The organism is Cobetia sp. UIB-001, assembly GCF_044789135.1.
GTDB lineage: Bacteria > Pseudomonadota > Gammaproteobacteria > Pseudomonadales > Halomonadaceae > Cobetia > Cobetia amphilecti.
Genome location: NZ_CP058244.1, coordinates 2,621,895 through 2,645,781, shown reverse-complemented (window position 1 = coordinate 2,645,781; position 23,887 = coordinate 2,621,895). Strand labels below are relative to the sequence as shown.

Here is a 23,887-nt window from a genome sequence, read left to right as displayed (position 1 = left end):
CTTCCGTGATATCGCCTCTATTGGAGAACCGCCATGCGCCATCGGTTACTGTCTTCCCTCTCTCTGCCCCTGATGCTGGCACCTGCCGTGGCAGTGGCCGAGGTGCCATCGGTCGCGGTGGACATTCCCCCGGTGCACTCACTGGTGGCACGTGTCATGGGGGAGCTGGGCAGCCCCGATCTGGTCATCCAGTCAGGCGCCTCACCGCATGGCTATTCCATGCGTCCCTCCGAGGCCAGGGCACTGTCCGATGCGGATGTGATGTTCTTCGTCAGTGATGAGCTGACGCCCTGGCTTGCCAAGGCGCGTGCATCGCTGGCCGCGGATGCCGATGCCGTCGAGCTGATGGAGGTGCCCGGCACCCTGCACCTGACCTATCGCGAGGGGCCCACCTTCGAGGCACATCATCACGCTGATGAGGCGTCTTCCGCACATGGCGAAGAGCACGACAAGCATGGTGGCCACGACGAGCATCACGGCGACCATGACGAGCATCACGAAGCCCATGCGGATGACGATGAGCATCACGACGAGCATGGCCACGACGGCGAGAACCCCCATGGCTGGCTGGACCCGGTGAATGCTCACACCTGGCTGGGCGCCATTGCGGAGTCACTGGCGGCACAGGACCCGGAGCACGCGGCGACCTATCGCAGCAATGCCCAGGCGGGGCAGCAGGAGCTCGAGGCGCTGACCGAGTCACTGTCAGCGCGTCTGGCTCAGGTGCAGGGCACTCGCTACATCGTCTTCCATGATGCCTATCAGTACTTCGAGCACCGCTTCGATGTGCCGGCGTCTGGTGCCATCTCGCTGGGCGATGCCTCCACCCCCAGCCCGGCCCGCGTCAAGGAGATCCAGGCGCGCGTGAAGCAGGACGACATCCAGTGCGTCTTCCGAGAGCCACAGTACAACCCGGCGTTGATCGAGAGCGTCTTTGAGGGGACCGGCGTCAAGACCTCCATCGTCTTCGAGCCGCTGGGTGTCGGGCTGCCGCTGGGCGAGACGCTGTATCCGCAGCTGATCGAGCGCCTGGGACAGGGCATCCTGCGGTGTGCCGACGCCTGATCGCTCCGTGACAAATCGACGGGGGCGCTGTCGGCCCCCGTCTTTACTCAAGCGCCTCATCCTCAAGGGAGAGCCACCGCATGCCCCACCCGACATCGCCACCGCTGAGTGAGCGTGACGCAGAGTTCTGCATCAATGCCGCGACGCGCACGCTGGAGCGCTGGGCGATCGCCGTCACGCGCGGGGAGAAGGAGACGCTTCTCTCGCTGTATGCAGAGGACGCGATTCTGGTGCCGACGGTCGCCGATGATGTGCGTGAGAATCGCCAGCAACGCCAGGCCTACTTCGATGGCTTTCTCGCCAATGAAGCACTGGCTTGCGATTTGGGGGAGTACTCACCCCGAGTCAGTCGCAAGCTGGGTACCGTGGTGATTGGAGGGCACTACACCTTCGAGTATCGCACCGCTGACGAGACGGTCACGATTGCGGCCCGTTTTCTGTTCACCTTCGAGGAGATTCTCGGCGAGTGGAAGATCACCGGTCATCATTCCTCGCGACTGGCGGGATGATTCTGCGCTGACGAGGAGCCGTCCGCGCTCTGCTCTTCAGCTCTCCTGACACACCCCACACTTCGGCTGAGCTCAGTGCCGCCTTCCTGCATCGTGAGGGAGGCGGTCACTGACGAGGGCCGCTTTGGATATCTGACGAATGACCGCAATACTCCCCGACGTTTCCCTGACCGAGCGCTCGCGCTCCTTGAGTCCCCTGGAATGGGTGGGCATGCAGGGGATCGATCTGCCTGTACTCATCGAGGAGGGCGATTATCGCCGTGAATTGCATGCCCGCGTGGATGCGCAGGTCGACCTGCCGATGCCGCACACCAAGGGCATTCACATGTCGCGCCTTTACCGCCTGCTGGATGGGCTGGCAGAGGGCAAGCCACTGACCCCTGGCAATCTGCAGGAGGTGCTCGCCGCGATGGTGGCAAGCCATCACGACTGCGCCTCGCGCAATGCCCGTGTCAGGTTGGAATTCGCGCTGCTGGTGAAGCGTCCGGCGCTAGTCACGCCTAAGCTCTCTGGCTGGAAGTCCTACCCCGTCACGCTGGAGGCCAGTCTGCATGAGGGCAGGTTCACGCTGCAGGCCAGTGTCACGGTGAGGTATTCCTCCACCTGTCCGTGCTCGGCGGCCCTGTCGCGCCAGCTTATCGAGCAGGCATTCCTGGCGGCTCATCGCAATGACACCACGCTGACGCCTGAGCAGGTCGCCGAGTGGCTCACCCATAACGCCACCCTGGCCACGCCCCACAGCCAGCGTAGCGAGGCGCAGGTCCAGATCGAGCTGAAGCCCACGGCGCAGGATCTGGGGCTGATCGCACTGATTAATGCCATCGAACAGGCCGTGGCCACGCCGGTCCAGACGGCCGTGAAACGCGCCGATGAGCAAGCCTTCGCGGCGCTCAATGGCCAGAACCTGATGTTCGTCGAAGACGCCGCACGCAGGTTGATCAATGGCCTGGCGATCTCAGACGGCGAGGCACATGTCCACGTGCGGCATATCGAAAGCCTTCATCCCCACGACGCCGTGGCCTGGGGGCGCCGTGACTGAGCGACGCCGTGACTGAGTGACGTCCAGCTTGGTTCTTCAGCTTCGTTCCTCAGTTACGCCCTATTTCGAAGCGTTACGTCTTTGATCCGCATGCACGCCCCGCCGAGGAAATCGGTGGGGTTTTTGGTTTTGCAGGGCTGAAAAACCTCCAGACACCGCGGATGACGACATCAGATGATTGATGTCGGTATGTGGTTTGCCATCCAGTCCAGATGAAGCTGTGGATGGAGGATTGTTGCGTGTTTCGCTAGACAAAGGTCTATTTCTGCGGCGCTATGATTGACCGATGCGGCAGTGGACGACTAAGTTTTGCTTCATCTGGTATGGTTTGCAGTCCACTTTAGGGAGTGGAATTTGAACGTGACGCACGTGATTCAGTCTCGCCGACACAGACTCAGGTCCGGAGCGATCAAGAGGCAAGCCAGACCCGATACGTCCATACCCCACAACAGAACAATCAAAGGGATTCGACAATGAAGCGAGCCATGCTTGCCGCCACGCTGTTAGCCGCCGCCTTGGGTACCACCACTGCGCATGCCGAGAAGATCGTGTTTGCCATCGGCGGTAGCCCCAACAGTCTGCAGGGCCAGACTGCGCAACATTTCGCCGATAGCCTGCAGGCCCGACTCGGGGATGAGCATCAGGTCGAGTACTACCACAGTGGCCAGCTGGGCGATGAGCGCCAGCTGATCCAGAAGCTGCGTCTCGGCACGGTCGATCTGGCCGCGATTTCCTCGGTGATGTCGTCCGTCTCGCCAAGCTTTGCACTGTTTGACATGCCGTTCATGGTCAAGGATCGCGAGCATCTCAAGCGCATCGATGACGAGATCGTGATGACGGACCTGGCCGAGGATGCCAAGGCCAAGGGCCTCAAGCTGGTCTCCACCTGGGAGAATGGCTTCCGCCAGATCACCAACAATGAACATCCCGTGGTGGAGCCGGAAGACCTGGACGGGCTGAAGCTGCGCACCCCGCAGAGTGAATGGCGTACCGGCATGTTCACGGCGTGGGGCGCCAATCCGACACCGATGGCCTTCTCGGAAGTCTTCGTGGCACTCCAGACCGGGGTGGTCGATGGCCAGGAGAACCCGCTGTCCAACATCGATGGCGCCAAGTTCCAGGAGGTCCAGAAGTACCTGTCACTCTCCAATCATGTCTATTCGCCCATCTGGCTGACCAGCAGTCAGGCCGGCTGGGGCAAGATGCCCGAGGACGTGAAGGCCGCGATTGCCGAGGTTTCCGCCGAGACCCAGAGCTGGGCTTTCGCCAAGGGCGCAGAACTGGATGACAAGCTGCTGGCGAGCCTCAAGGCGGGCGGCATGGCCGTCAATGAGGTGGACCGGGATGCCTTCGTCATCGCGAGTGCGCCGGTCTATCAGGCGTTCTCCGACAAGGTCGACGGTGGTCAGGCGATGGTCGACCGGGCCATGGCACTGGCCAAGGAGTAAGTCATGAGCTCGCATTCCCATGCGGCCAAGGCAACCTTCCCCACCGAGAGTGGGGAAGGACTGACGGCCACGGCTGATGTGACCCTGCTGGACAGAGTCAACCAGGTGGTGGAGCGCTGCCTGGAAGTGTTCACCGTCGGGTTGCTGCTCTCGCTGACGGTGATCGTGCTGGCGGCGGTGGCCTTGCGTACCTTCGGTGGCTCCTTGCCCTGGTATGACGAGGTCGCCTCGATCAATCTGGCCTGGCTCAGCTTCTATGGCGCTGGTCTGGCGGCTCTGAAGCGTTCCCACATGGGCTTCCCGGGGCTGATCACCAAGGCGCCCATCGCACTGCGCAGTACGCTGTTCATTACCTCTGAGCTAATCGTAATCGGATTCTTTGCCGTGGTGGGCTGGTTCGGCTACCAGGTGCTGGACGTGCTGGCCTGGGACTCCCTCATCGCCTTGCCGGCCATCGGTCTGGATGTCACCCAGTCGGTGATTCCGATCAGTGCGGCGCTCTTCATTCTGTGTGAACTGCTGAGTCTGCCTCATGCCTGGCGCAAGATGTGTGCAGGCGTCAACAGCGAAGAGGAAGAGATCGCGGAAGCCATCCGTCTCGCCGAGCAAGACCTCAAGGAGCACCGTTCATGACGTTACTGATCATTATCGCGGCGCTGTTCGCACTGGTGTTGATCAACGTGCCTATTGCGGTCGCCATCGGCACCGTCGGGGTCGTCGGAGTGGTGATCTTCATGGGCGTGGACGCGCTGGTGAACGTGCCACTGACGCTCTTCAATGGCGCCACCAAGTTCCCGCTGATCGCGATTCCGCTGTTCATTCTGGCCGGCGCGCTGATGAATACCTCGGGCATCTCCATGCGGCTGATCAACCTCGTCACGGCCATGGTCGGGTTCGTGCGCGGTGGTCTGGCGATGGTCAATGTCGGGGTATCGCTGTTCTTCGCCGAGATTTCCGGCTCCGCAGTGGCCGATGTGGCAGCCACGGGCTCGGTGCTGATTCCCGAGATGAAGAAGCGCAAGTACACGCCGCAGTTCTCGGCGGCGATCACGTCGTCTTCGGCGTCGCTTGCCATCATCATTCCGCCGTCGCTGTCGATGATTCTCTACGGGGCCATCGCGGACACGTCCATCGTCAAGCTGTTCGTCGCCGGCATCATCCCGGGGATTCTGGGTGGTCTGGGGCTGGCGATGCTCTGCTACTACTACGCCCGCAAGTACGACATGCCGCGCGAGGATGCCTTCTCGCTGTCGACACTCGGCAAGGCGTTTCGCGAGGCCTTCTGGGCCCTGACGCTGCCGGTCATCATTCTGGGCGGCATCTTCGGTGGCTTCGTGACCGCCACCGAAGGCGCAGGCATCGCCGTGCTGGCGGCGCTGGTCATCGGGGGTCTGGTCTATCGTGAGCTGAACCTGCAGGTGCTGTATCGCGCGGTGATCGATGGCGTGATCCAGACCTCCGTCGTGATGCTGCTGGTCGCCACCTCCGCGGTGCTGGGGCTGTTCCTGACCGAGATGCAGCTGCCGCAACAGCTGGCCCAGGAGATCACCGCGATCACCACGGACCCGGTGGCGGTGCTGGCGTTGCTCAACATCCTGCTGCTCCTGCTCGGCATGTTCCTGCATGGTGCCGCTGCCATCATTCTGGTGGTACCGATCGTGATGCCATTGATCCAGCAGATCGGCATCGACCCCATCCACTTCGGCCTGATCCTGACCCTCAATCTGGCCATCGGTCAGCAGACGCCGCCTGTTGCCTCGGTACTGGCCACCTCATGCTCCATCGCCAAGACGGACATGTGGGAAACCACCAAGGTCAATCTGCCGATGATCTTCGTGCTCTTCCTGGTGCTGATGCTGGTCACCTACGTGCCGGCGATTCCCATGAGTCTTGTCGAGCACTTCTATGGTTGAGAGGGCGAGAGTAGGCGGTGATGCGTTCACTGACGGTTTGAATGATAGGCAGATAGGGCAGTGATGGAGACTGCTCACCAGACGCGCCAAGGCCGCCCTTTGAGGCGGCCTTGGCGTGTCTGAATTAGATGAGTGAAATAGGCGAGTGAAATAGGCGAGTGAAATGTGCGGGGGATGACCATCGGCCAACCCAGGCTTCATCAGGTGGGGTATTTCACTGCTCTGATCCCGTAACAGGTACGCCACCCACAGCCTTTCGAGGGCCGGCCACACGCTGCTCGGCGCGCAGCGTCCACATCACACCGCCGAGAATCAGCAGCATGCCCAGCACTTCGTTGCGCTGCGGCCATTGCCAGGCAAGCAGGTATCCGTAGAGCAACGCGCAGCAGGTCTCGAAGACGATCATCTGTCCGCCTACTGACACCGGCAGGCGCTGGGCCGAGGAATTCCACAGGGCGTTGGCGATCCAGGAGCCCCCGACCGACATGAACAGGGCTGCGGCAGCGAAGGCCAGCCAGCGTTCAGACGAGAGCTCCAGCGGCAATATCCGCGGCTGCAAGACGGCGACCAGTACAAGAATCATCACTGCCACGACCCCGGTCGCGATGCCTTGCAGGGTGGACCATTCTCGCGCGGAAAAACGACCGGCCTTGAGCTGCTGGGCATTGCGCAACGCGAACCATGCCCAGGACATCACGCCGAGCGAGCCACACAGCACGCCGATCAGGTCTCGCCACTCTCCTGCGCCCTGCAGGAAGCGAAGCAGAACAGGCACGTTCATGCAGACGATCCCCACCCCGATCAACGTCAGAGACAGGCTCACGGACAGGCGGCTCGCCTGAATATGGCGTCTCCCGATCAACATCACCGCCACCGGCACCAGCCCGTTGAGCAATGCCGCGATGGCCACGCCGGCATATTGGACGGCCGCCGTCAGCAGGATGAAGTACGCCACATTGCCCGTCAGCGCCAACTCCAGCAGCAAGCGGGTATCGCGCGCAGTGAGGCGAGCGGACAGGCGGCGAGCATGGGGCAACGCGATCGCCGCGGCAAACAGCCCATAGAGCCCGAAACGTGCGCAGCTGATAACCACTGGATGGATGTCACCAAGCAGTGAGGGCAACACGATGACGCCTCCCCAGAGGGCGCCTGCCATGCCGGCATGGACTATTGCTTTCTTCATGATGAGTCGCTCTTGTCTTGATCAAGGGGCCACTCTAATGCGTTACTTCGTGATCAAGCAGCGACTTTGCCGCATTAAGCTATTCCGTCAAGGAATGCATGGCGAAGAGCTTCCTGGAGCATCCGCGCGAGCGCAATGACGAACACAGACACAATTCCAAATACAGGGAGCCCCCATGGCAGGACGTTTCCGCCATCTTCCCTCATTGGAGGGACTCGCGGCCTTCGAGTCCGTGAGTCGCTTGGGAAGCTTCACCCAGGCCGCCGATGAGCTGTGCCTGACCCAGAGCGCCATCAGCAAGCAGATTCGCGCGCTGGAGGCGTCACTTGGCACGCCGCTGTTCGTGCGCAAGGCGCGCGGAGTCACGCTTTCCAAGGCGGGAATGCTCTACCAGCAACACATTCTCCCGGCGCTGCAAGGGCTCGAGATGGCCGGACAGCGCCTGCGCGCGCTGCAGCATCCTGACACCGTCAGCGTGCTGGCAACGCATGCCGTCTCCCAGTATTGGCTGTTCCCCTGTCTGTTGAGCTTCAGCGCCGAGCACCCCGAAATCACCGTGCACATCCACGCCAGCAACGAGATGGATGCCAGCATGGTGCCGGACCATGATCTCGCGATCCTCTATGGCGACGGCGAATGGCCAGCTCTGGGTGCCACGCCGCTGATTCACGAAGATATCTATCCGGTGGCGCGCCCGGATGTAATCAAGGAGCAGGGAATTTCGCTCGAAGAGCTGGCCCAGCGGCCGTTGATTCAGCTGGACTCCTCCTGGAACTGCATGGACTGGTCTCACTGGTTTGCCCACTTCGGTATTCGCTACCGTGCGCCCAAGTCCGACATCACCTTCAATCAGCTCACGCTGACCTACGCCGCCATTCAACGAGGCGCCGGCATCGGACTGGCATGGGACTTCATGGCGGCGGACGCCATCGCCAAGGGCGAGCTAGTACGTGTCACGAATCATCGCGCGATCACCGGCCTCGCGGAGCATCTCGTGTTTGATCTCGATAGACCGCTCTCGGCCTCCGCGCGGCTGTTCCGGGATTGGCTGATCGCCAAGGCTGGGGAGGGTGGTGTGACTAGGCAGAAGGACTGAGCAGAATGTCTGAACATGAGCCTTGAGCACAGTGTCTAGACATGAGTCCTGAACGTGAAAGAGCCACCCCGTGGGGCGGCTCTTCTGGCAGGCGTGAACTGCACTACACCTTGTTCAATGGCGGGGTATCAGCCCTCCCGCACTCCATCCACCAGTCGACTGATGTCGGAGGGCGCGTCGTGCTTGAGTTCCGGCGGCAACAGGGCATCCGGCAGGTCCTGATAGCAGACCGGGCGCAGGAAGCGGTGAATCGCGGCGGTGCCGACTGAGGTGGTGCGACTGTCGGAGGTGGCGGGCCAGGGGCCACCATGGACCATGGCGTCACAGACTTCGACCCCTGTCGGCCAGCCATTGACGAGGATGCGTCCGGCGCGGCGCTCCAGCACCGGCAGCAGCTGACGTGCGGCGTCGTGATCGGCGTCATCCAGGTGCAGAGTGGCGGTCAGCTGGCCTTCCAGCGCGCTGCAGACCTGCTTGAGCTGAGCGAGATCATCGCATTCGATGATCAACGAGCTGGAGCCGAAGACTTCCGCCTGCATGGCTTCATTGGCCAGGAAGTCGCTCGCCTGGGCGCTGAACAGCTGGGTCTGGCAGGGGCTGGCGATGGGCGAGTCGCTTTCGCCACTGGCCAGGCAGGTGATGCCGGCCTGTGAGGACAGGCTCGCCACGCCCTCGGCATAGGCCTTGTGGATGCCCGGCGTCAGCATGGTCTGCACCGGACTTGCCTGGATGGCGGGAATGGCAGCTTGCTTGAAGCGCTCCAGTGCTTCGCCCTTGATGGCCAGCACCAGCCCCGGGTTGGTGCAGAACTGACCGGCGCCCATGTTGAGCGAGCCGACGAATGCGCTGCCCAGTGCTTCGCCGCGGGCTTCCAGTGCGGCCGGCATCAGGATGACCGGGTTGATGCTGCTCATCTCGGCATAGACCGGAATCGGCTGCGGGCGAGCCTGAGCGAGAGCCAGCAGGGCGGTGCCACCACTGCGCGAACCGGTAAAGCCGACCGCCTGGATCTCGGGGTGCTTGACCAGCGCCTGGCCGACCTCATTGCCGGGGCCGAACAGCAGCGAGAAGACGCCTTCCGGCATCTCGCAACGCTTGGCGGCGCGCGCCACGGCCTGACCGACCAGTTCCGAGGTGCCCGGGTGGGCCGAGTGTCCCTTGACCACCACCGGGCAGCCCGCGGCCAGCGCGGAAGCGGTATCGCCACCGGCCACCGAGAAGGCCAGCGGGAAGTTGCTGGCCCCGAAGACGGCCACCGGGCCCAGCGGGATCTGACGCTGGCGCAAGTCGGCACGCGGCAGGGGCGCACGTTCCGGCAGCGCAGGGTCGACGCGCACATCCTGCCACTCACCGCGACGCAGTACCTTGGCGAACAGCTTGAGCTGCCCGCAAGTGCGGCCGCGTTCACCGTTCAGGCGTGCCTCGGGCAAGCCGGTCTCCTGCATGGCGCGCTGGGTCAGGGTATCGCCCAGTGCATCGATTTCCTCGGCGATGGTCTCGAGGAAGACGGCTCTGGCATCGGGCGACGTGGCGCGATAGGCATCGAAGGACTGGCTGGCCAGCTGGCAGGCCTCTTCCACCGTACTCGCGTCGGCGCCCGGATAGGCGGGCTCCAGACGCTCACCCGTGGCCGGATTGATGGCGTGGATCGCCTCGCCCTGAGCGGCGAAGCTGCGTTGTCCGATAAGCTGATGACCGTTGAGTGACATCGTGTCTTCTCCTTGAGTAAGTGAAGCCCTGAGGCAGGCTGAGTCAGGCCGTGGGTGTCTTGTGGGTTGCAGTAGAGGACGTAATAGAAGGTGTAGTAGCGGTGGAGCTGGGAACAGCGGCAGCACCCGTAGGCGATGCGATAGCGGCAATCGGTAGCCGATACCAGTGAATGGCGTTGTCGTGCAGTACCTTGTCGAGCGTGCACTGGCGCAGGTCGGCGCTCGTCATCTGTTCAATGGCGCTGGTCACCAGCGCTAGCCAGTCGCCATAGCTGACCTTGAGGCCGGAGACCGGGAAGTTGCTGGCGAACAGACAGCGCTGGGCACCGAAGATATCCAGTACCTCACATAGCAGCTCACGATTGGCGCCGGCATCCCAGGCATGCCAGGGAGTGCCCAATTCCGACAGCTTGACGGCGACATTCGCGTTGTCGGCAAGCGCCCGCATGCCTGCGCGCCATTGGGCAAGGCCTTCTGGCGTGCGATCCCACGGCAGTCCGCTGTGGTTGAGGATGACGCGCAAGCCGGGGAAGTCCTCCAGCGTCGCGGCCGCCTCTTCTAGATGCCAGGCGGGCACGCGCAGGTCCCAGCTCAGGTCACGCTCCTTGAGCAGCGCCAGTCCCTCGCACCAGCGCGGGTCCTGCAGACTGCCGCTGGTGCCCGCCACCGATTGGCGGGTCTGCGGCGTGGCAGCAGTGACTGGCTTGGCGCGCACGCCACGAAACAGCGCCGATTCACATTGAGCGTCCAGCTGTGCGGCGCACTCGTCAGTGCCGAAGGCGGCCCAGCCGACATGCGCGCTCGGTAGTGCATGAGTGGCCTGCTGTCGGGTGATCCAGCGCGTCTCTTCCAGTGCCTGCGAGCGTGCGGCCTCGGCTTCACAGTGCACACTGCCCACCAGCCGGAAGCCCTCAGGCACCAGGCGCTTCAAGTCCGCGGCCACAAAGGGCCGGCGGATCGCGGCGTAATCGCCGAGAAAGAAGTTCTCCACCGGTGACTCTTCCAGCCAGGGGTATGCCACCTGGCCATCCAGTGCCCAGAAGTGATGGTGCGCATCGATCAGCGGCTGACTGTGTGAAGGCTCGTGCCTGAATGTGGTATCCGTCATGACTGGCTCGTGTCCTGGTTGGAAGCATCAAGTGCCGATTGACTCAGTGGTCACGCACCAGCAGGCAGGACACGTCCGGCTCGGCGCGTGTCGCGAAGCTTCTGCGTACCTGGCCGCTCTCTAGATCCAGCACCGCGATGCGATCGCCCTTGAGCGAGACGAAGGCTTGCTCGCCATCGGGGTGGAAGCTCATCGCGATGGGAATCGCCTCAAGCTGGATGGTGCCCAGCGGCGCCAGCGCCTCATCGAACAATGACAGCGAGCTTTCCCCGTAATTGGTGGTGATCAGGCGCCCCTTGGGGTCACGGTAGATACGGTTGGGGTCTCGACCGGTGGTCGCCGAGGCGCGTACGGTCATCGATTCGGTGTCCACCGCCACGATGCTGTCGTCATCGCGGTTGCTGATGAACAGGGTGCGGCCATCGGCGGACAGACTGTTGCCCTCCGGCTTGCGGCCCGGAATCATCGCGATGGGCGTGAAGGTGGCATCGTGAGGTTTGAACTTGGTGATGGTATTGCTGAGCAGATTGATGCCGTAGGCCCAGTCGCCGGCCTTGGTGAGCGCGAACAGGTGGGTCTTGTAGCCACCGGAGGACACGGCCAGGTCTGGTGTGGTCTGGGTCAGGGGCGTGTTGAACAGCAGCAGGGTGTTGTGGCCTTCGCTCATGGCGTAGAGGCGGTCCTGGTCATCGATGCCCAGGCCGTGGATACGATAGTAGGGCCAGGTGCTGAGCGTATTGATCAGCGTGAAGGTCTCGAGATCGACCACGAACACCGAGCAGCCGCCCTGGTCGCCTATACAGTCGGCACCGAGGATGCCGTAGTGACCCACGAAGGCGTAGCGGCCGGTGGAATCCACCACGAACTCATGCGGGTAATCCGGCAGGCGCAGGTGGTGGAGTTCCTCGCCGCTGGTGGCGTCGAACAGACTCAGGGTGTGCGCACATTTCTGGTTGAGCAGCAGAACATCTCGGGACATGACATTTCTCCAATCAGCGAGGGTGCCGTCAGGGCCTGGTTATCAAGGACTTGCACCCTCGCTGGGGTGACAGATAGGGAAATCGAAAAAGCGCTTGTGCGTTACTGAGTCACGGCGGCCGTGGTCTTCTGCGTGCCTTGCGGTTCGGCTTTGTCATCGACATCGTCATCGGCACTGGCCTGGCTGGCACCCTGGATGGCATCGATCCAGTCGCGACCATTGGCGGCGATATAGCTGTCCCAGGTCGGTAGCACAACCTTCTGGAAGGCGGCGGTATCGACATCGGTCTCGATCTTCATGCCCTTGTCGGCCAGTTCAGCGAGAATCTTCTGCTCGTTCTTCGCGTTCAGTTCACGCTGATAATCGCCGGCCTCGCGCGCCGCGCTTACCAGTACCTGCTGATATTCTGGTGACAGGCTTTCGAACTTGTCGTCGTTCATCACCATCAGCAGTGAGGTGTAGGCCTGGTTGGTCAATGACAGGTAGTCCTGGACCTCATAGAAGCCCGCCGACCAGACGATGCTGATCGGGTGGTCCTGCGCGTCGACCGTGCCGGTTTCCATCGCGGTGTAGAGCTCGCCCAGCGGCATCGGCACCGGATTCGCCCCCAGCAACGAGAAGGCCTCGATCAGCGACTTGTTGGAGTTGGTGCGCATCACCAGGCCATCGACATCGGCGGGCGTCTTGATCGGGTGTTTGGAGTTGGTCATCGCGCGGAAGCCGACTTCCCAGAAGGCCAGGCCCTTGAGGTTGTCTTCCTTGAGCAGAGCCAGGGCATCGTCGCCGACCTTGCCGTCCAGCACCTGATAGGCCGTCTTGCGGTCCGGGAAGATGTAGGGCAGATCGAAGGCGCCCAGCGCCGGCTTAAGGCCTGCGAAGTTGGGGTTGCCGGACATCTCGATATCGATGGTGCCGCTGCGCACGCCGGCGATCATCTGCTGGTCCCCCCCGAGCACACCATTGCCGAAGATGTTGATGGTGATCTCGCCATCCGTGCCTTCCTTGACCAGCTCGGCGAAGCGCTCGGCCGCCTGCTGCTGGGTATCGGTGGTCGGGGCGGCGTGGGCCAGCTTGAGCGTCATCTGGGCATGGGCGGCACTCAGCGGGGCGATCAACAGCAGGCTGGCGAGGGTCGTCTTGATCATGTGTGTCATTGAATGGCTCTCTTGTTGTCTTTGTTGGCGGCTGTCTTTGTTGGCTACTGTCTTAGCGGGCTGCTGTCTTAGCGGGCTGCTGTCTTAGCGGGCGACTGTCTAAGCAAGCGGCGTGTCGTTGGCGTCTTGCCTTCTTTCAGTCTTCCTTTGCGGCTTCGTGGTTGTGGTTGGCACGGGGTCAGTCGGTCATCCAGTAAAGCGGCGCGGTGATGATCTGCGGGAAGGCGACGAACAGCAGCAGAATCACCACATAGGCGAGGGCGAAGGGCGCGACGCCACTGACTGCCTTCTCGAACTTGAGGTTGCCGACGCTGGTGATCACGTTGAGCACGTTGCCGACCGGCGGGGTGATCAGGCCGATGGCGCAGTTGAGGACGAACATGATCCCGAAGTAGACCGGGTCGATGCCGGCCAGCTTGACGATGGGCATCAGGATCGGCGTGAGCACCAGAATGGTCGGCGTCAGGTCCATCACCATGCCGACCACCAGCACGATGCCCATGATGGCGAGCATCAGGATGCGCGGATCATCGGCGAGCGGCTGCAGCAGACCGGCCACCATCAACGGCAGCTGGGCGATGCTGATCAGCCAGGAGGCGACCATCGCCGCGGCGACCAGGAACATCACGATGGCGGTGCTGCGGGCGGCCTGGGCGAGCACGGCGTAGAGCTGGCTGAGGTCGAGTTCGCGGTAGACCACGGTGGCGACGAAGATGGCGTAGACCGCCGCGACCACACCGGCCTCGGTCGGGGTGAAGATACCGCTCTTGATGCCGCCGATGATGATGACCGGCAGCATGATGGCCCAGAAGCTGTCCTTGAGTGCCTTGAGGCGTTCACGCCCGCTGGCCTTCTTCGTGACCACCAGGTCTTCCTTGCGGGTCATGAACAGCCACATCACCACCAGGGTCACGCCCATGATCAGCCCCGGCACGATGCCGGCGAGGAACAGCTTGCCGATGGAGATGCCACCGGCGACCCCGATGATGATCAGCGGAATGGAGGGCGGGATGATCGGCGCGATGATCCCGCCGGCGGCCATCAGGCCGGAGGAGCGACCCAGCGGGTAGCCGGCCTTGCGCATCATCGGCAGCAGCATGCTGGCCAGCGCCGCGGTATCGGCGACGGCAGAACCGGACAGGCTGGCCATGACGATGGCGGCGAAGATGGCGACGAAGCCGAGCCCGCCCTTGCGGTGGCCCACCAGTGACATCGCCAGCGTGACGATGCGCTGGGAAAGCCCGCCGCGCGACATCACTTCGCCGGCGGTGAGGAAGAAGGGAATGGCCAGCAGGGTGTAGCTGTCGGCGCCATTGACGAGGTTCTGGGCCAGGATCTGCGAATTGAACAGATCCAGATGCAGCATCAGCACGATGGCGCTGACCAGCAGGGCGAAGGCGATGGGAAGGCTCAGGCCGATAGCGGCCAGCAGGGAGCCTAGGAAGAGCCCGATGGTCATGGCGTATCTCCTTGCGAATCAGAGGCGTGGCTCGGCGCGACGCGCGGCGTGACAGCATGCAGTGCCAGCGGCGTCAGCAGACGCCAGAGCAGAATCAGTGACATCAGCACGCCCGCCATCAGGCCGGCGAGATAGAAGACGCCGACCGGAATGCCGCTGATGGGAGAGAGGTTGCTCCAGTTGAGCACCGTCTGGGCGTAGCTGCCCTTGAGCAGCATCAGGCAGCAGCCGAGCATTGCCAGGGTCACCAGCCGATCAAGCCCGGCGCGCATGGCCGCAGGCAGCTTGTCGGCGAAGGTATTGACGCTCAGGTGCTCCTGACGGATCAGCGCCGTGACCGCGCCCATGAAGGTGACCCACACGAACAGGAAGCGGGACAGCTCGACACTGATCGAGATGCCGCTGTTGAAGCCGTAGCGCAGCACCACATTGACGAACACCAGCGCGATCATCGCCACTAGTGCCAGCACCATCAGCAGGGTCAGGGTCTTCTCGAGTCCCTTGAACAGCGCCGTGATGCCGACGGCAATGCTTGAGGGGGCGGCCGTGTCCTGCGGAGCTGTCTTTTCCTGCACAGTGGTCTTGTCCTGCGGAGCTGCCGTGTCCTGCGCAGCGCCAGCGGTCTTGCGGGACTCGGCGTGCGTGGCAGAGGGCGGTTTGATCGACATGGATAACGGCATCTCTTGGGTCAGTTTGTTCATGGTGTCATCCCCGAAGGAGGCATCTCGATGACGGTGCGGCAGCGCTGTCATTGCGCCCCTCTGGTTGCAGCGAAAAGGGCACTGCCGCGTGTCGGTGGCTGGGACTGATGTCAGGGACTGATGACACAGGCGCTGATGACCGGGGCTGATGAAAGTGTTCAGCGCGCGTCGGCCAGGGCAGTCTGGAACTGCGTCACCACGTCTGCCTCAAGTGCCTGGGTGTGCTGCTCGATCACCGGTGCCAGGGCCTCACGCATGCGCTGGCGCTCACTATCCGCGACCACGTTGACGGCCATCTTCTTCTCAAGGGAACTCAGCAGCTCTTCGTTCAGGGCGCGACTCTGTTCGCGCTGATAGAGCGTGGCTTCGCGGGCGGCCTCGCGGACCAGCTGACGCTGCGCCTCATCGAGTGACTGCATGAAGCCTGCCGAGGCGACCAGCACCAGGGCGTCATAGGCATGCGCGGTGCGCGAGAGGTACTTCTGGACTTCGAAGAAGCGCTTGGCGTCGATCACGGTGTAGGGGTTTTCCTGGCCATCCACCGTGCGGGTCTCCATGGCGGTAAACAGCTCATTGACCGACATGGGCACGGCGTTGGCACCCAGCCCATTGAAGAGGTCGATGTAGAGCGCGTTCTGCATGGTGCGAATCTTGAGACCTTCGATGTCCTCGAGCGTCTCGATGGGGCGGCGGCTGTTGGTCATGTGACGGAAGCCGTTCTCCCAGTACTCGAGTGCCACCAGCTGCTTGTCATCGAGACTTGCGAGCAGGGCTCGGCCGGCCTCGCCATCCAGCACCGAATCCGCATGTGCACTGTCGTCGAACTGGAAGGGCAGGCTGACGATGTTGAAGTCAGGATTGAGACTGCTGAGGGTCGCGGTGGACGGTACGGTGAAATCCAGGGTCCCGGACTGCAGCATCGAGGTCATGTTGACGTCGTTGCCCAGAATGCCGTTGGAGAACACCTTGACGGTGATCTCGCCGTCGGATCTTTCCTCGACGAGTTGTGCGAACTTCTTGGCCCCCAGCGTCTGGGGGTGGGCATCCGGCAGGCTGGTGCCCATGCGGGCGGTGATCTCGGCGTGGGCAGTGGCCGCGAAGGTCAGCATCAGTCCCAGCGCGGAGACCGTCTTGAGCAGGGCTTTGTTGATCAGAGCTTTATGGGAAAGGGCGTGGCGGGTAAGCATGGCGAATTCCTTGCAAGTTGTTGTTATAGATACTGTTCTCATGGCAATCGCTGGCGTGGCGATCGTCGTCATTCTGGCCAGGCGCTAGCGTTCAAGCAGTAGCGGCGCACGGCGTTGTCACAGAACAGCTTGAGGCGGTGTTCGGGACTCAAGGAGCGGCTGAGGTCCTTGAAGGCCTGCAGCAGCGTATCGAGTGAGGTCACCAGTCCATCGACCGGGAAGTTGCTGGCGAACATCACGCGGTGGACCCCGAAATGGCGCAGCACGATGGCAAAGACCTCACGGTTGTCTTCCAGCCGCCAGGGCTGACCCGCGATGCCAAGCCCCGAGAACTTGATCATCACCTGTGGCCAGGCGGCGACCTTGGCGAGGGCCCGTGACCACTGACGCAGGGTGTCGGGATGACGGTCACCGGGCACACCGGCGTGATTGATCACCACCGGCATCTCGGGGTGTCGGTCCAGTAGTGGCAGCAGTTCCTCGAGGTGCCACCAGGGCACCTGCAGCTCGAAGATCAGCCCGCGCCGCGCGACTTCACTGACGCCGTACTGATAACGCGGGCAGCGCAGCGAGCCGGGCATGGCGTGGGTGGCAAGCCTCGGATCGTGACGTTCCAGCGCGGCCGGCTTGTGGCGAATGCCCATGACCAGGCTGCCTCTGGGGGCACGTGGCTCACACAACGTTGCGAGTTGCTCGGCGATGTCGTCCTGATCCAGCCAGGCCTGGGCGATCATGGCATTCGGCCAGCCGGTCTCGCGGGCAGTCTCCTCGACCCAGCGCACTTCCTTGAGCGCATCGCCCCGCGCCCATTCCGCTTCCATGTAGACGCAGCCCATCACGCGATGCGATTCTCCCGCCGCCTTGAGGTGCTCGGCGGGCAGGTAGGGGCGACGAATCGCGGCATAGTCGCCGTAGCGGAAGGGGATCATCGGCTCATCGCACAGCCAGGGGTGGTAATTGCGCGTCGGGTTCCAGACATGCATGTGGGCATCGATGATCGGCAGGTCTTCATCCTGCTGCGTGGCCAGATAGCGCTCGCGTTGCTCGCCCAGTTCGGCAAGAGACGCAGGCATCACCGGGGATTGGAGTGAGTCAGAGAGCATGGCGAGCTTCCTTCCAGTGGCGAGTCAGGCGAGCGTGATCAGTGGGCGAGAGCGGCGTCGATGCGTTCCAGCAGCTCGCTGCCGTGCTTGGCGGTGAACTCGGCGCGCACCGGCTCGGCGACCTTGGCCCGCATGCTGGCGGTATCGGGTTCGCGCACGACCTGCATGCCCTGTTCCTCGAGGAAGGCCAGATCGCCCTGCTCATTGTCATGATTGAGTTGGCGCTGATAGCGGGCCGCTTCGTGGGCTTCTTCCTTGATCAGCGTCTGCAGTTCGGGTGCCAGGCTGTCGAACGTCTGCTTGTTCATGATCAAGGGCGCGGCGGTATAGGCATGCGCGGTCAGTGACAGATGGTCCTGCACCGAATACAGGTTGGCGGAGCGAATCAGGCTGACCGGATTCTCCTGGCCATCCACGGTGCGGGTTTCCAGCGCGGTATAAAGCTCCGCGAAGGGCATCGGGGTCGGGTTGGCGCCGAGGGCCTGGAAGGCAGCGATATGCGCCGGGTTCGGGGTGGTGCGCAGCGTCAGGCCGCTGATGTCATCGGCAGTCTCTACCGCGCGGCGCGAGTTGGTCAGGTTGCGAAAGCCGATTTCCCAGAAAGCCAGCCCTTCGATCTGCTGAGGTGCCATGCGACCGAGCAGGTCCTGACCGACCTGGCCGTCCAGTACCTGATAGGCCTGCTCGCGGGTGTCGAACAGGAAGGGCAGGTCCAGCACGTTGAGCTCGCTGACCAGACCACTGAAATAGGGATTGCCGGAGAGCTCCAGGTCGATGGTGCCGCTGCGGACACCGGAAATCATCGCCTGGTCATTGCCCAGCTGGCCGTTGGGGAAGATCTTGACCGTCAATTCTCCCGCGCTGCGCTCGGCGAGACGTTCGGCGAAGCGTTCGGCGGCCAGATGCTGCGAATCGGTGACCGGGTGGGCATGCGCGAAGGTCAGCGAGGTGGCGGCAGTGGCAGTGCCTGACATCGCCAGACTGAGCAGGGCGGCGGACAGGAGGGTGGCGGTGGTGTGGTGGCGTGAGGTTGTCATGGCGAAACCCTTTTCTCGTTATTGTCGTGATGCATTGGCGGCGTGTTGACGCTGGTGCTGCTGGTGCTGCTGGTGCTGCTGGTGCTGCCGGGATCAGGGCCGTGTGATGGCGGGGTTCTCAAGACCCTGATCCTTCTCTACTTCTTGTGCTGATCGGCAGTGATCACAGCACTGCCATTGCGGATTGCTGCTCCGCTTGGTTGTCGTGGGACTCGAAGGCGACCGGGTTGCGCAGCGCGCGCCCGAAGGCCGGCAGCTCGATCTCGAAGCGATCGCCTTCCTGCACCTTGATCTGATCGGCGAAGCTCAGCGTGGCGGTGCCGAAGAAGTGCACATGCAGGTCACCGGGCGCGCGGAACTGGGCGTACTTGAAGTGGTGGTGTTCCAGGTTAGCCAGGCTGTGGGCCATGTTGGCCTCACCGGTCAGGAAGGGCTTCTCCCACAGGGTCTGGCCTTCGCGGGTAATACGGCTGGTGCCTTCCAGGTGTTGGGGCAGTTCGCCGATCAGCAGCTCAGGCCCGTAGCTGCAGGCGCGCAGTTTGGAGTGGGCCAGCCACAGGTAGTTGGCGCGCTCGGTGATGTGGTCGGAGAATTCGTTGCCCACGGCGTAGCCGATGCGGTGCGGCTGGCCATTGGCATCGTTGAGGTACAGGCCGACCAGTTCGGGCTCTTCGCCGGCATCCTCGGCGAAGGCCGGCACGCTGATCGCGGTTTCCGGCGCGACCACGATGCTGCCGTCACCCTTGTAGAACCATTCCGGCTGCGCGCCGACCTGACCCGCGGCGGGCTTGCCGCCCTCGAGGCCCATGCGGAACATGCGCATCGAGTCGGTGACATTGGCGTCATTCTCGCTTTGTGCCTGGGCGGCGGCATGCATGGCGTCGCGGGTATCGGCGCTGCCCAGATGGGTCAGGCCGGTGCCGGTGACGGTGCAGCGCGCGCGGTCGGGGTGGGTGACCGGCGGCAGCAGTTCGCGGCGATCGATCGCCTGCTTGTAGTCGACCAGGGTGTGCGAGTAGTGCTGTTCGATCAGCGCGCTGAGCCCGATGCCCAGCTCGATGGCGCGGGAGGCCAGCTCATAGGTGCCACCGGGGAAGTCGAGCAGGCGCAGCTGGTCGCGGCTTTCGACCACGGCGACCCGCGGGCCATTGGCGGTGCGAAGTTGGACGAGTCTCATGATGGCTTCCTCACTCGATGATGTTGAACTGATCGAAGTAGTCGCTGTTCAGCTCGAGGCCCAGCCCCGGGGTCTCTTCGTCGAGGTCGATGAAGCCGTTCACCGGCTCCGGGTCGCCCTTGAAGATGTAGTAGAAGAGCTCGTTGCCGATCTCGACATCATGCACCGGGAAGTATTCGCTCATCGGGGAGGCCAGAGAGGCCATGGTCAGGTGGTAGTTGTGCATCTGGCCGGCGTGCGGAATGACCGGCACGCTGAATGACTCGGCGAGGGCGTTGATCTTGCGCGCGGCGGTGATGCCACCGACCCGGTTGGTGTCGTACTGGATGACGGAGACGGCGCGCTTTTCCAGCAGCTGGCGGAAGCCGTAATGGGTGAATTCGTGCTCGCCACCGGAGATGGGAATGCTGGTCAGCTGATTGAGTTCGGCGTAGCCATCGATGTCATCGGCGATCACCGGCTCTTCCAGCCAGCGCGGCTGGAAGCGTTCCAGCTTCGGCAACATGCGCTTGGCGTAGTCCAGGTTCCAGCCCATGTAGCACTCGAGCATCAGGTCGACATCCTCGCCGATGACTTCGCGCACGGCAGCCACGCTATCCAGGTTGGCACGCACGCCCTCGACCCCATCACGCGGGCCGTAGCCGAAGCGCATCTTCATGGCGGTGAAGCCTTGATCCAGATAGGACTGGGCCTCTTCCTGCATGCCCTTGAGGTCGGTGCGGTAGAGCTTGGAGGCGTAGCAGGGAATCTTCTCCTTGGTACGTCCGCCCAGCAGCTTGAAGACCGGCTTGCCGACCGCCTTGCCCATGATGTCCCAGATGGCGATATCGACGCCGGAGATGGCGGCCATGCCGATACCCTTGCGGCCCCAGGCGTGGGTGGAGCGGTACATGCGCTGCCACAGGTATTCGTAGTCGAAGGGGTCCTGACCGATGATCAGCGGCGTGAGGTACTGATCGATGATCGCCTTGGCGATGCGCGGCGCCAGCGCCACGTTGCCCAGCCCGACCAGGCCGTTGTCGGTCTCGATCTCCACTACCGTCCAGCCGTGGAAGCGGAAGGTGCCCATCGAGTCGCCCTTGTCCCACAGCTCGTCCATGGCGTTGGAGCAGAAGTGGGCGGTCGGGGGGACGGTGTGGCCTTTCCATTCGAAGACGCGGGTTCTGACGTTGGTGATCTTCATCGAATTATCCTTGTTGTGGATGGCGTTGATTCAGGTTCATGAGCGAGAGGCACAAGCGCATCAGGCAGAAGCGGTCTCGAGGCGCAGCGCACGCAGGTTGGTGCCCATGCGCTTGGCGATCGCGAAGGCATTGCGGGTCGGGTTGACGTCCGCCTTGCCCTGACCGGCGATATCGAAGGCGGTGCCGTGGGCCGGCGTGGTGATGGGAATAGGCAGGCCGCCCTGGACGGTGACGCCGGATTTGAAGCCCAGCAGTTTGATCGCGATCTGCCCCTGGTCGTGGTACATGGTCACGATGGCGTCGTACTCGCCATCGCGCGCCTTGAGGAAGATGGTGTCAGCCGGGAAGGGGCCTTCGACCGGGTAGCCCTGTTCACTGCAGCGCGCGACGGCCGGCGCGATGACGTCGATTTCCTCGCGGCCACAGGTGCCACCTTCGCCACCGTGGGGGTTGAAGGCGGCGACGGCGATGCGCGGGCGTTCGAAGCCAGCCAGTTTCAGCGAGTCATGAATCAGCTGGCTGGCGGCGATGATGCGCTCCTGGGTGACGTACTCGGCGGCGTCCTTGAGCGGAATGTGCGAGGAGATGCGCGAGGTCCACAGCGTCCCCAGGGTGTTGAACTCGCAGAAATAGCCTTCGACTCCCAGTTTCTCGGCGAAGAAGTGCAGCTCATCCTCATGCCCCAGACCGCCTTTCTTCATCGACAGCTTGTTGAGCGGCGCGAAGCAGATGGCGTCAACTTCCTCGTTCTGGGCCGCTTCCAGGCAGCGAGACAGCACCGCGAGGGTCGAGGCGCCACAGGCGGCGCTTTCCTCGGCCAGCGTCACGTCCTCTCGCGCCACGCTTTCCACCAGCATCAATGACAGGCCTTCATGCTGGCGGGCCTCGGCGAAGCTTGCGACGCGTGGCAGCTGGGTGAAGAGACCGGCCTGGCGTTGGCCCTGCTCCCATAGCCACTGATCGCCGACCAGCACGCTGTGGGTCTCGGCGAATTGCTCGGGTTCCGCGACCAGGCGCGCGATCAGCTCCGGGCCGATACCGGCGGGGTCACCAAGGGTTAGGGCAATGACAGGGCGTGTTGCGGACATGTGAATTCCAGCCTTGTGAGAGTTGGCGTTGTTGTTGGTTTCTTCAATCAATTCGCATTTTATGGTCTGCTGGTTGGTTTACCAGACCAGTTGAGATAAAAATTAGCCGAGGCCACGCTGATCGGTCAAGGTTTTCTCGAAAATTGCGACCATGGTCGGTTTGTGGATGCGTGATATGCGGTTGTCGGTTATGCTGGTATGAAATATATACCAGTGGAGGCTGCATGAAGCAGACGCCTTTCGCCTTCGAGAAAGCGCTGAAGAATCAGACCAAGAAGGAAATTCTCGCCGACAAGCTCATCGAGATGATCCTGACGGGGCTGCTGCGCGATGGAGATGAGCTGCCCAGCGAGCGTGAGCTGGCGCAGTTGTTTGAAGTGAGTCGTGAGACGGTGCGCGGGGGGCTGGCGCTGCTGACGGGCTATGGCCTCTTGAATGTCTCGCACGGCAGCAAGTCACGGGTCTGCGCCAGTGAGGCCGTGATCGACAGCTTCCGCAATCATCCCGCGCGTCAGCAGGGCGATGAGCTCAACAACCTGGATATCGAGAGCGTCTTCGAGAGCCGGATCGTGGTGGAATCCGCCATCGCCCGCCGCGCCGCGCGACATATCGATGAGGTGGGGCTCAAGAAGCTCGACGCCTTGCTGGAGGCCCAGTCACAGCACTTCGACTCGCCGGTGAACTTCCAGCTCTCGGATCAGAACTTCCATCACGTCATCGCCGAATACTCGCGCAACGAGATCCTGATCCGCTATGCCGATGAGCTTTATACCTACGCGCTCAACATCCGCCGCCAGGTCATGGCCGAACACGGCTCGATCAAGCGCAGCTATGAAGAGCATGTGCGTATCGTCGAGGCGCTACGTGCCGGTGACCCGGACGCCGCCGAACGCGCGATGCTCTCGCATATCGACAGCGTCTATTACACCACGCGCGACAAGATGCCCCATTGAGAGGGGAGATGAATCACGAGGGGTATGAAACAGAGCGGGGCATGCATAAGCGGGATGTATATAAGTGATAATAAATAGAAGGGCGCGAACAAGCGGACTCTGAGCGCGAAGCCTCAATACTCGACGCCCGTCATCACCCAGACGATACGGGTCTCGGTCTCGCCGGGGTTGCGAATCCAGTGGGGTTCTTCCCCGGTCAGCGAGAAGCTGTCGCCCGAGTTGAGCAGGAAGACCTGCTCGCCGAGGGTCAGCTCCAGCTGGCCACTTTCCACATACCCCGCTTCCTCACCGCGCCGCTCACGTGGCGTCTCGCCGCCGCTGCCACCGGGCTGAAGGCGGGTCATGATCAGGATGAGCTGACCGCTCAGGCGAGGGGAGAGCAATTCTTCCCGCGCGCCGATGGCGCCGAGATTCATGGCGCGGCGCTGATCCGCGCGCACGATGGTTTCCTGCTCGACCGCCGAATCACTGCCGCCCGGCTGGAAGAACCAGCTGACGCGCACGTCGAGGGCGTCACTCAGCGTCTGCAACACCCCGATGGGCAGCGAGGAGACGCCGCGTTCCACCTGGCTCAGATAACCGACGGATTTGCCGACGCGTTCCGCCAGTTGGCTGAGGGTCAGCTGGCGGGACTTGCGCAGGTCGCGCAGCTGCCTGCCGATACGGCGGTCTTCCTGTTCTGCATTGCTGAGTGTGCTGCCGGTTGATGCCTGTGAGGAGTCTGAGTCCGTGGTCATCCGGTTTCCTCTTGGCAATGGGCGCTGGCGGTCAATGAGTGACATTTCATGTGGATGA

22 protein-coding genes are annotated in these 23,887 nt (G+C 62.8%); 8 read left to right on the top strand and 14 right to left on the bottom strand.

Annotation, left to right across the window (positions count from 1 at the left end):
- Window positions 1-33: 33 nt before the first annotated feature.
- The 6 genes from HA399_RS10950 to HA399_RS10925 all read left to right on the top strand — a co-directional run bounded on the left by HA399_RS10950 (window position 34) and on the right by HA399_RS10925 (window position 5,974).
- Complete coding sequence (locus HA399_RS10950) at window positions 34-1,065, top strand: zinc ABC transporter substrate-binding protein (protein WP_404324991.1); 1,032 nt, start codon at window positions 34-36, stop codon at window positions 1,063-1,065.
- 80 nt (window positions 1,066-1,145) lie between these two features.
- Window positions 1,146-1,574 carry a DUF4440 domain-containing protein gene (locus HA399_RS10945; protein WP_404324990.1) on the top strand — a complete coding sequence of 143 codons (429 nt, stop codon included), beginning with the start codon at window positions 1,146-1,148 and terminating at the stop codon, window positions 1,572-1,574.
- A gap of 139 nt (window positions 1,575-1,713) precedes the next feature.
- Window positions 1,714-2,613 carry a GTP cyclohydrolase FolE2 gene (folE2, locus tag HA399_RS10940; RefSeq protein ID WP_404324989.1) on the top strand — a complete coding sequence of 300 codons (900 nt, stop codon included), beginning with the start codon at window positions 1,714-1,716 and terminating at the stop codon, window positions 2,611-2,613.
- Window positions 2,614-3,086: 473 nt separating this feature from the next.
- A complete protein-coding gene (locus HA399_RS10935) occupies window positions 3,087-4,061 on the top strand; it encodes a TRAP transporter substrate-binding protein (protein ID WP_404324988.1) in 975 nt (324 codons plus the stop codon).
- Window positions 4,062-4,064: 3 nt separating this feature from the next.
- Window positions 4,065-4,694: a TRAP transporter small permease gene (locus tag HA399_RS10930; RefSeq protein WP_404324987.1), complete on the top strand. Its 630-nt coding sequence runs from the start codon at window positions 4,065-4,067 to the stop codon at window positions 4,692-4,694.
- Window positions 4,691-5,974, top strand: a complete 1,284-nt coding sequence (locus HA399_RS10925) for a TRAP transporter large permease (RefSeq protein ID WP_404324986.1) — start codon at window positions 4,691-4,693, stop codon at window positions 5,972-5,974. Before HA399_RS10930 ends, HA399_RS10925 begins: the two co-directional genes overlap by 4 nt.
- A 214-nt stretch (window positions 5,975-6,188) precedes the next feature.
- Here HA399_RS10925 and HA399_RS10920 read toward each other — a convergent pair whose 3' ends face one another.
- Window positions 6,189-7,157, bottom strand: coding sequence for a DMT family transporter (locus HA399_RS10920; RefSeq protein WP_404324985.1), 969 nt, complete (start codon window positions 7,155-7,157; stop codon window positions 6,189-6,191).
- A 175-nt stretch (window positions 7,158-7,332) separates the two neighbouring features.
- Here HA399_RS10920 and HA399_RS10915 point away from each other — a divergent pair, with 175 nt between their 5' ends.
- Window positions 7,333-8,253 carry a LysR substrate-binding domain-containing protein gene (locus tag HA399_RS10915; protein WP_404324984.1) on the top strand — a complete coding sequence of 307 codons (921 nt, stop codon included), beginning with the start codon at window positions 7,333-7,335 and terminating at the stop codon, window positions 8,251-8,253.
- A 128-nt stretch (window positions 8,254-8,381) separates the two neighbouring features.
- Here HA399_RS10915 and HA399_RS10910 read toward each other — a convergent pair whose 3' ends face one another.
- The 12 genes from HA399_RS10910 to HA399_RS10855 all read right to left on the bottom strand — a co-directional run bounded on the left by HA399_RS10910 (window position 8,382) and on the right by HA399_RS10855 (window position 22,139).
- A complete protein-coding gene (locus HA399_RS10910; protein ID WP_404324983.1) occupies window positions 8,382-9,962 on the bottom strand; it encodes an aldehyde dehydrogenase (NADP(+)) in 1,581 nt (526 codons plus the stop codon).
- A gap of 43 nt (window positions 9,963-10,005) precedes the next feature.
- The gene (locus HA399_RS10905) at window positions 10,006-11,070 is read right to left on the bottom strand and encodes an amidohydrolase family protein (protein ID WP_404324982.1); all 1,065 of its coding nucleotides are present in this window, start codon (window positions 11,068-11,070) and stop codon (window positions 10,006-10,008) included.
- A 43-nt stretch (window positions 11,071-11,113) separates the two neighbouring features.
- Window positions 11,114-12,049, bottom strand: a complete 936-nt coding sequence (locus HA399_RS10900) for a YncE family protein (protein WP_404324981.1) — start codon at window positions 12,047-12,049, stop codon at window positions 11,114-11,116.
- 101 nt (window positions 12,050-12,150) lie between these two features.
- Window positions 12,151-13,203, bottom strand: a complete 1,053-nt coding sequence (locus HA399_RS10895) for a TRAP transporter substrate-binding protein (protein WP_404324980.1) — start codon at window positions 13,201-13,203, stop codon at window positions 12,151-12,153.
- Window positions 13,204-13,381: 178 nt separating this feature from the next.
- Window positions 13,382-14,662 (bottom strand): TRAP transporter large permease subunit, encoded by a 1,281-nt coding sequence (locus HA399_RS10890; RefSeq protein WP_192837780.1) that lies wholly within the window; start codon window positions 14,660-14,662, stop codon window positions 13,382-13,384.
- Complete coding sequence (locus HA399_RS10885) at window positions 14,659-15,363, bottom strand: TRAP transporter small permease (RefSeq protein ID WP_404324979.1); 705 nt, start codon at window positions 15,361-15,363, stop codon at window positions 14,659-14,661. Before HA399_RS10885 ends, HA399_RS10890 begins: the two co-directional genes overlap by 4 nt.
- A gap of 158 nt (window positions 15,364-15,521) precedes the next feature.
- Window positions 15,522-16,550: a TRAP transporter substrate-binding protein gene (locus HA399_RS10880; protein WP_404324978.1), complete on the bottom strand. Its 1,029-nt coding sequence runs from the start codon at window positions 16,548-16,550 to the stop codon at window positions 15,522-15,524.
- 68 nt (window positions 16,551-16,618) lie between these two features.
- Window positions 16,619-17,653, bottom strand: a complete 1,035-nt coding sequence (locus tag HA399_RS10875; RefSeq protein ID WP_404324977.1) for an amidohydrolase family protein — start codon at window positions 17,651-17,653, stop codon at window positions 16,619-16,621.
- Between the two features lie 38 nt (window positions 17,654-17,691).
- On the bottom strand, window positions 17,692-18,690 hold the full coding sequence (locus HA399_RS10870; protein WP_404324976.1) for a TRAP transporter substrate-binding protein: 999 nt from the start codon (window positions 18,688-18,690) through the stop codon (window positions 17,692-17,694).
- A 163-nt stretch (window positions 18,691-18,853) separates the two neighbouring features.
- Complete coding sequence (gene araD1 / locus HA399_RS10865) at window positions 18,854-19,867, bottom strand: AraD1 family protein (RefSeq protein ID WP_404324975.1); 1,014 nt, start codon at window positions 19,865-19,867, stop codon at window positions 18,854-18,856.
- A gap of 10 nt (window positions 19,868-19,877) precedes the next feature.
- Window positions 19,878-21,050, bottom strand: coding sequence for an L-rhamnonate dehydratase (locus tag HA399_RS10860; protein WP_024952543.1), 1,173 nt, complete (start codon window positions 21,048-21,050; stop codon window positions 19,878-19,880).
- Between the two features lie 60 nt (window positions 21,051-21,110).
- Window positions 21,111-22,139, bottom strand: coding sequence for a 4-hydroxythreonine-4-phosphate dehydrogenase PdxA (locus tag HA399_RS10855; protein WP_404324974.1), 1,029 nt, complete (start codon window positions 22,137-22,139; stop codon window positions 21,111-21,113).
- Window positions 22,140-22,363: 224 nt separating this feature from the next.
- Between HA399_RS10855 and HA399_RS10850 the strand changes: the two genes are divergently transcribed.
- Window positions 22,364-23,092 (top strand): FadR/GntR family transcriptional regulator, encoded by a 729-nt coding sequence (locus HA399_RS10850; protein WP_054556160.1) that lies wholly within the window; start codon window positions 22,364-22,366, stop codon window positions 23,090-23,092.
- 113 nt (window positions 23,093-23,205) lie between these two features.
- On the opposite strand, the gene HA399_RS10845 is transcribed toward HA399_RS10850, so the two are convergent.
- Window positions 23,206-23,829: a helix-turn-helix domain-containing protein gene (locus tag HA399_RS10845; RefSeq protein WP_404324973.1), complete on the bottom strand. Its 624-nt coding sequence runs from the start codon at window positions 23,827-23,829 to the stop codon at window positions 23,206-23,208.
- Window positions 23,830-23,887 lie beyond the last annotated feature (58 nt).

Coding starts and splice junctions, on each gene's coding strand:
- HA399_RS10905 (WP_404324982.1), bottom strand. CDS start 11,070: ATGACGGATACCACATTCAGGCACGAGCCTTCACACAGTCAGCCGCTG.
- HA399_RS10925 (WP_404324986.1), top strand. CDS start 4,691: ATGACGTTACTGATCATTATCGCGGCGCTGTTCGCACTGGTGTTGATC.
- HA399_RS10945 (WP_404324990.1), top strand. CDS start 1,146: ATGCCCCACCCGACATCGCCACCGCTGAGTGAGCGTGACGCAGAGTTC.
- HA399_RS10900 (WP_404324981.1), bottom strand. CDS start 12,049: ATGTCCCGAGATGTTCTGCTGCTCAACCAGAAATGTGCGCACACCCTG.
- HA399_RS10890 (WP_192837780.1), bottom strand. CDS start 14,662: ATGACCATCGGGCTCTTCCTAGGCTCCCTGCTGGCCGCTATCGGCCTG.
- HA399_RS10875 (WP_404324977.1), bottom strand. CDS start 17,653: ATGCTCTCTGACTCACTCCAATCCCCGGTGATGCCTGCGTCTCTTGCC.
- HA399_RS10895 (WP_404324980.1), bottom strand. CDS start 13,203: ATGACACACATGATCAAGACGACCCTCGCCAGCCTGCTGTTGATCGCC.
- HA399_RS10930 (WP_404324987.1), top strand. CDS start 4,065: ATGAGCTCGCATTCCCATGCGGCCAAGGCAACCTTCCCCACCGAGAGT.
- HA399_RS10870 (WP_404324976.1), bottom strand. CDS start 18,690: ATGACAACCTCACGCCACCACACCACCGCCACCCTCCTGTCCGCCGCC.
- araD1 (WP_404324975.1), bottom strand. CDS start 19,867: ATGAGACTCGTCCAACTTCGCACCGCCAATGGCCCGCGGGTCGCCGTG.
- HA399_RS10885 (WP_404324979.1), bottom strand. CDS start 15,363: ATGAACAAACTGACCCAAGAGATGCCGTTATCCATGTCGATCAAACCG.
- HA399_RS10845 (WP_404324973.1), bottom strand. CDS start 23,829: ATGACCACGGACTCAGACTCCTCACAGGCATCAACCGGCAGCACACTC.
- HA399_RS10850 (WP_054556160.1), top strand. CDS start 22,364: ATGAAGCAGACGCCTTTCGCCTTCGAGAAAGCGCTGAAGAATCAGACC.
- HA399_RS10915 (WP_404324984.1), top strand. CDS start 7,333: ATGGCAGGACGTTTCCGCCATCTTCCCTCATTGGAGGGACTCGCGGCC.
- HA399_RS10935 (WP_404324988.1), top strand. CDS start 3,087: ATGAAGCGAGCCATGCTTGCCGCCACGCTGTTAGCCGCCGCCTTGGGT.
- HA399_RS10910 (WP_404324983.1), bottom strand. CDS start 9,962: ATGTCACTCAACGGTCATCAGCTTATCGGACAACGCAGCTTCGCCGCT.
- HA399_RS10880 (WP_404324978.1), bottom strand. CDS start 16,550: ATGCTTACCCGCCACGCCCTTTCCCATAAAGCTCTGATCAACAAAGCC.
- folE2 (WP_404324989.1), top strand. CDS start 1,714: ATGACCGCAATACTCCCCGACGTTTCCCTGACCGAGCGCTCGCGCTCC.
- HA399_RS10950 (WP_404324991.1), top strand. CDS start 34: ATGCGCCATCGGTTACTGTCTTCCCTCTCTCTGCCCCTGATGCTGGCA.
- HA399_RS10860 (WP_024952543.1), bottom strand. CDS start 21,050: ATGAAGATCACCAACGTCAGAACCCGCGTCTTCGAATGGAAAGGCCAC.
- HA399_RS10920 (WP_404324985.1), bottom strand. CDS start 7,157: ATGAAGAAAGCAATAGTCCATGCCGGCATGGCAGGCGCCCTCTGGGGA.
- HA399_RS10855 (WP_404324974.1), bottom strand. CDS start 22,139: ATGTCCGCAACACGCCCTGTCATTGCCCTAACCCTTGGTGACCCCGCC.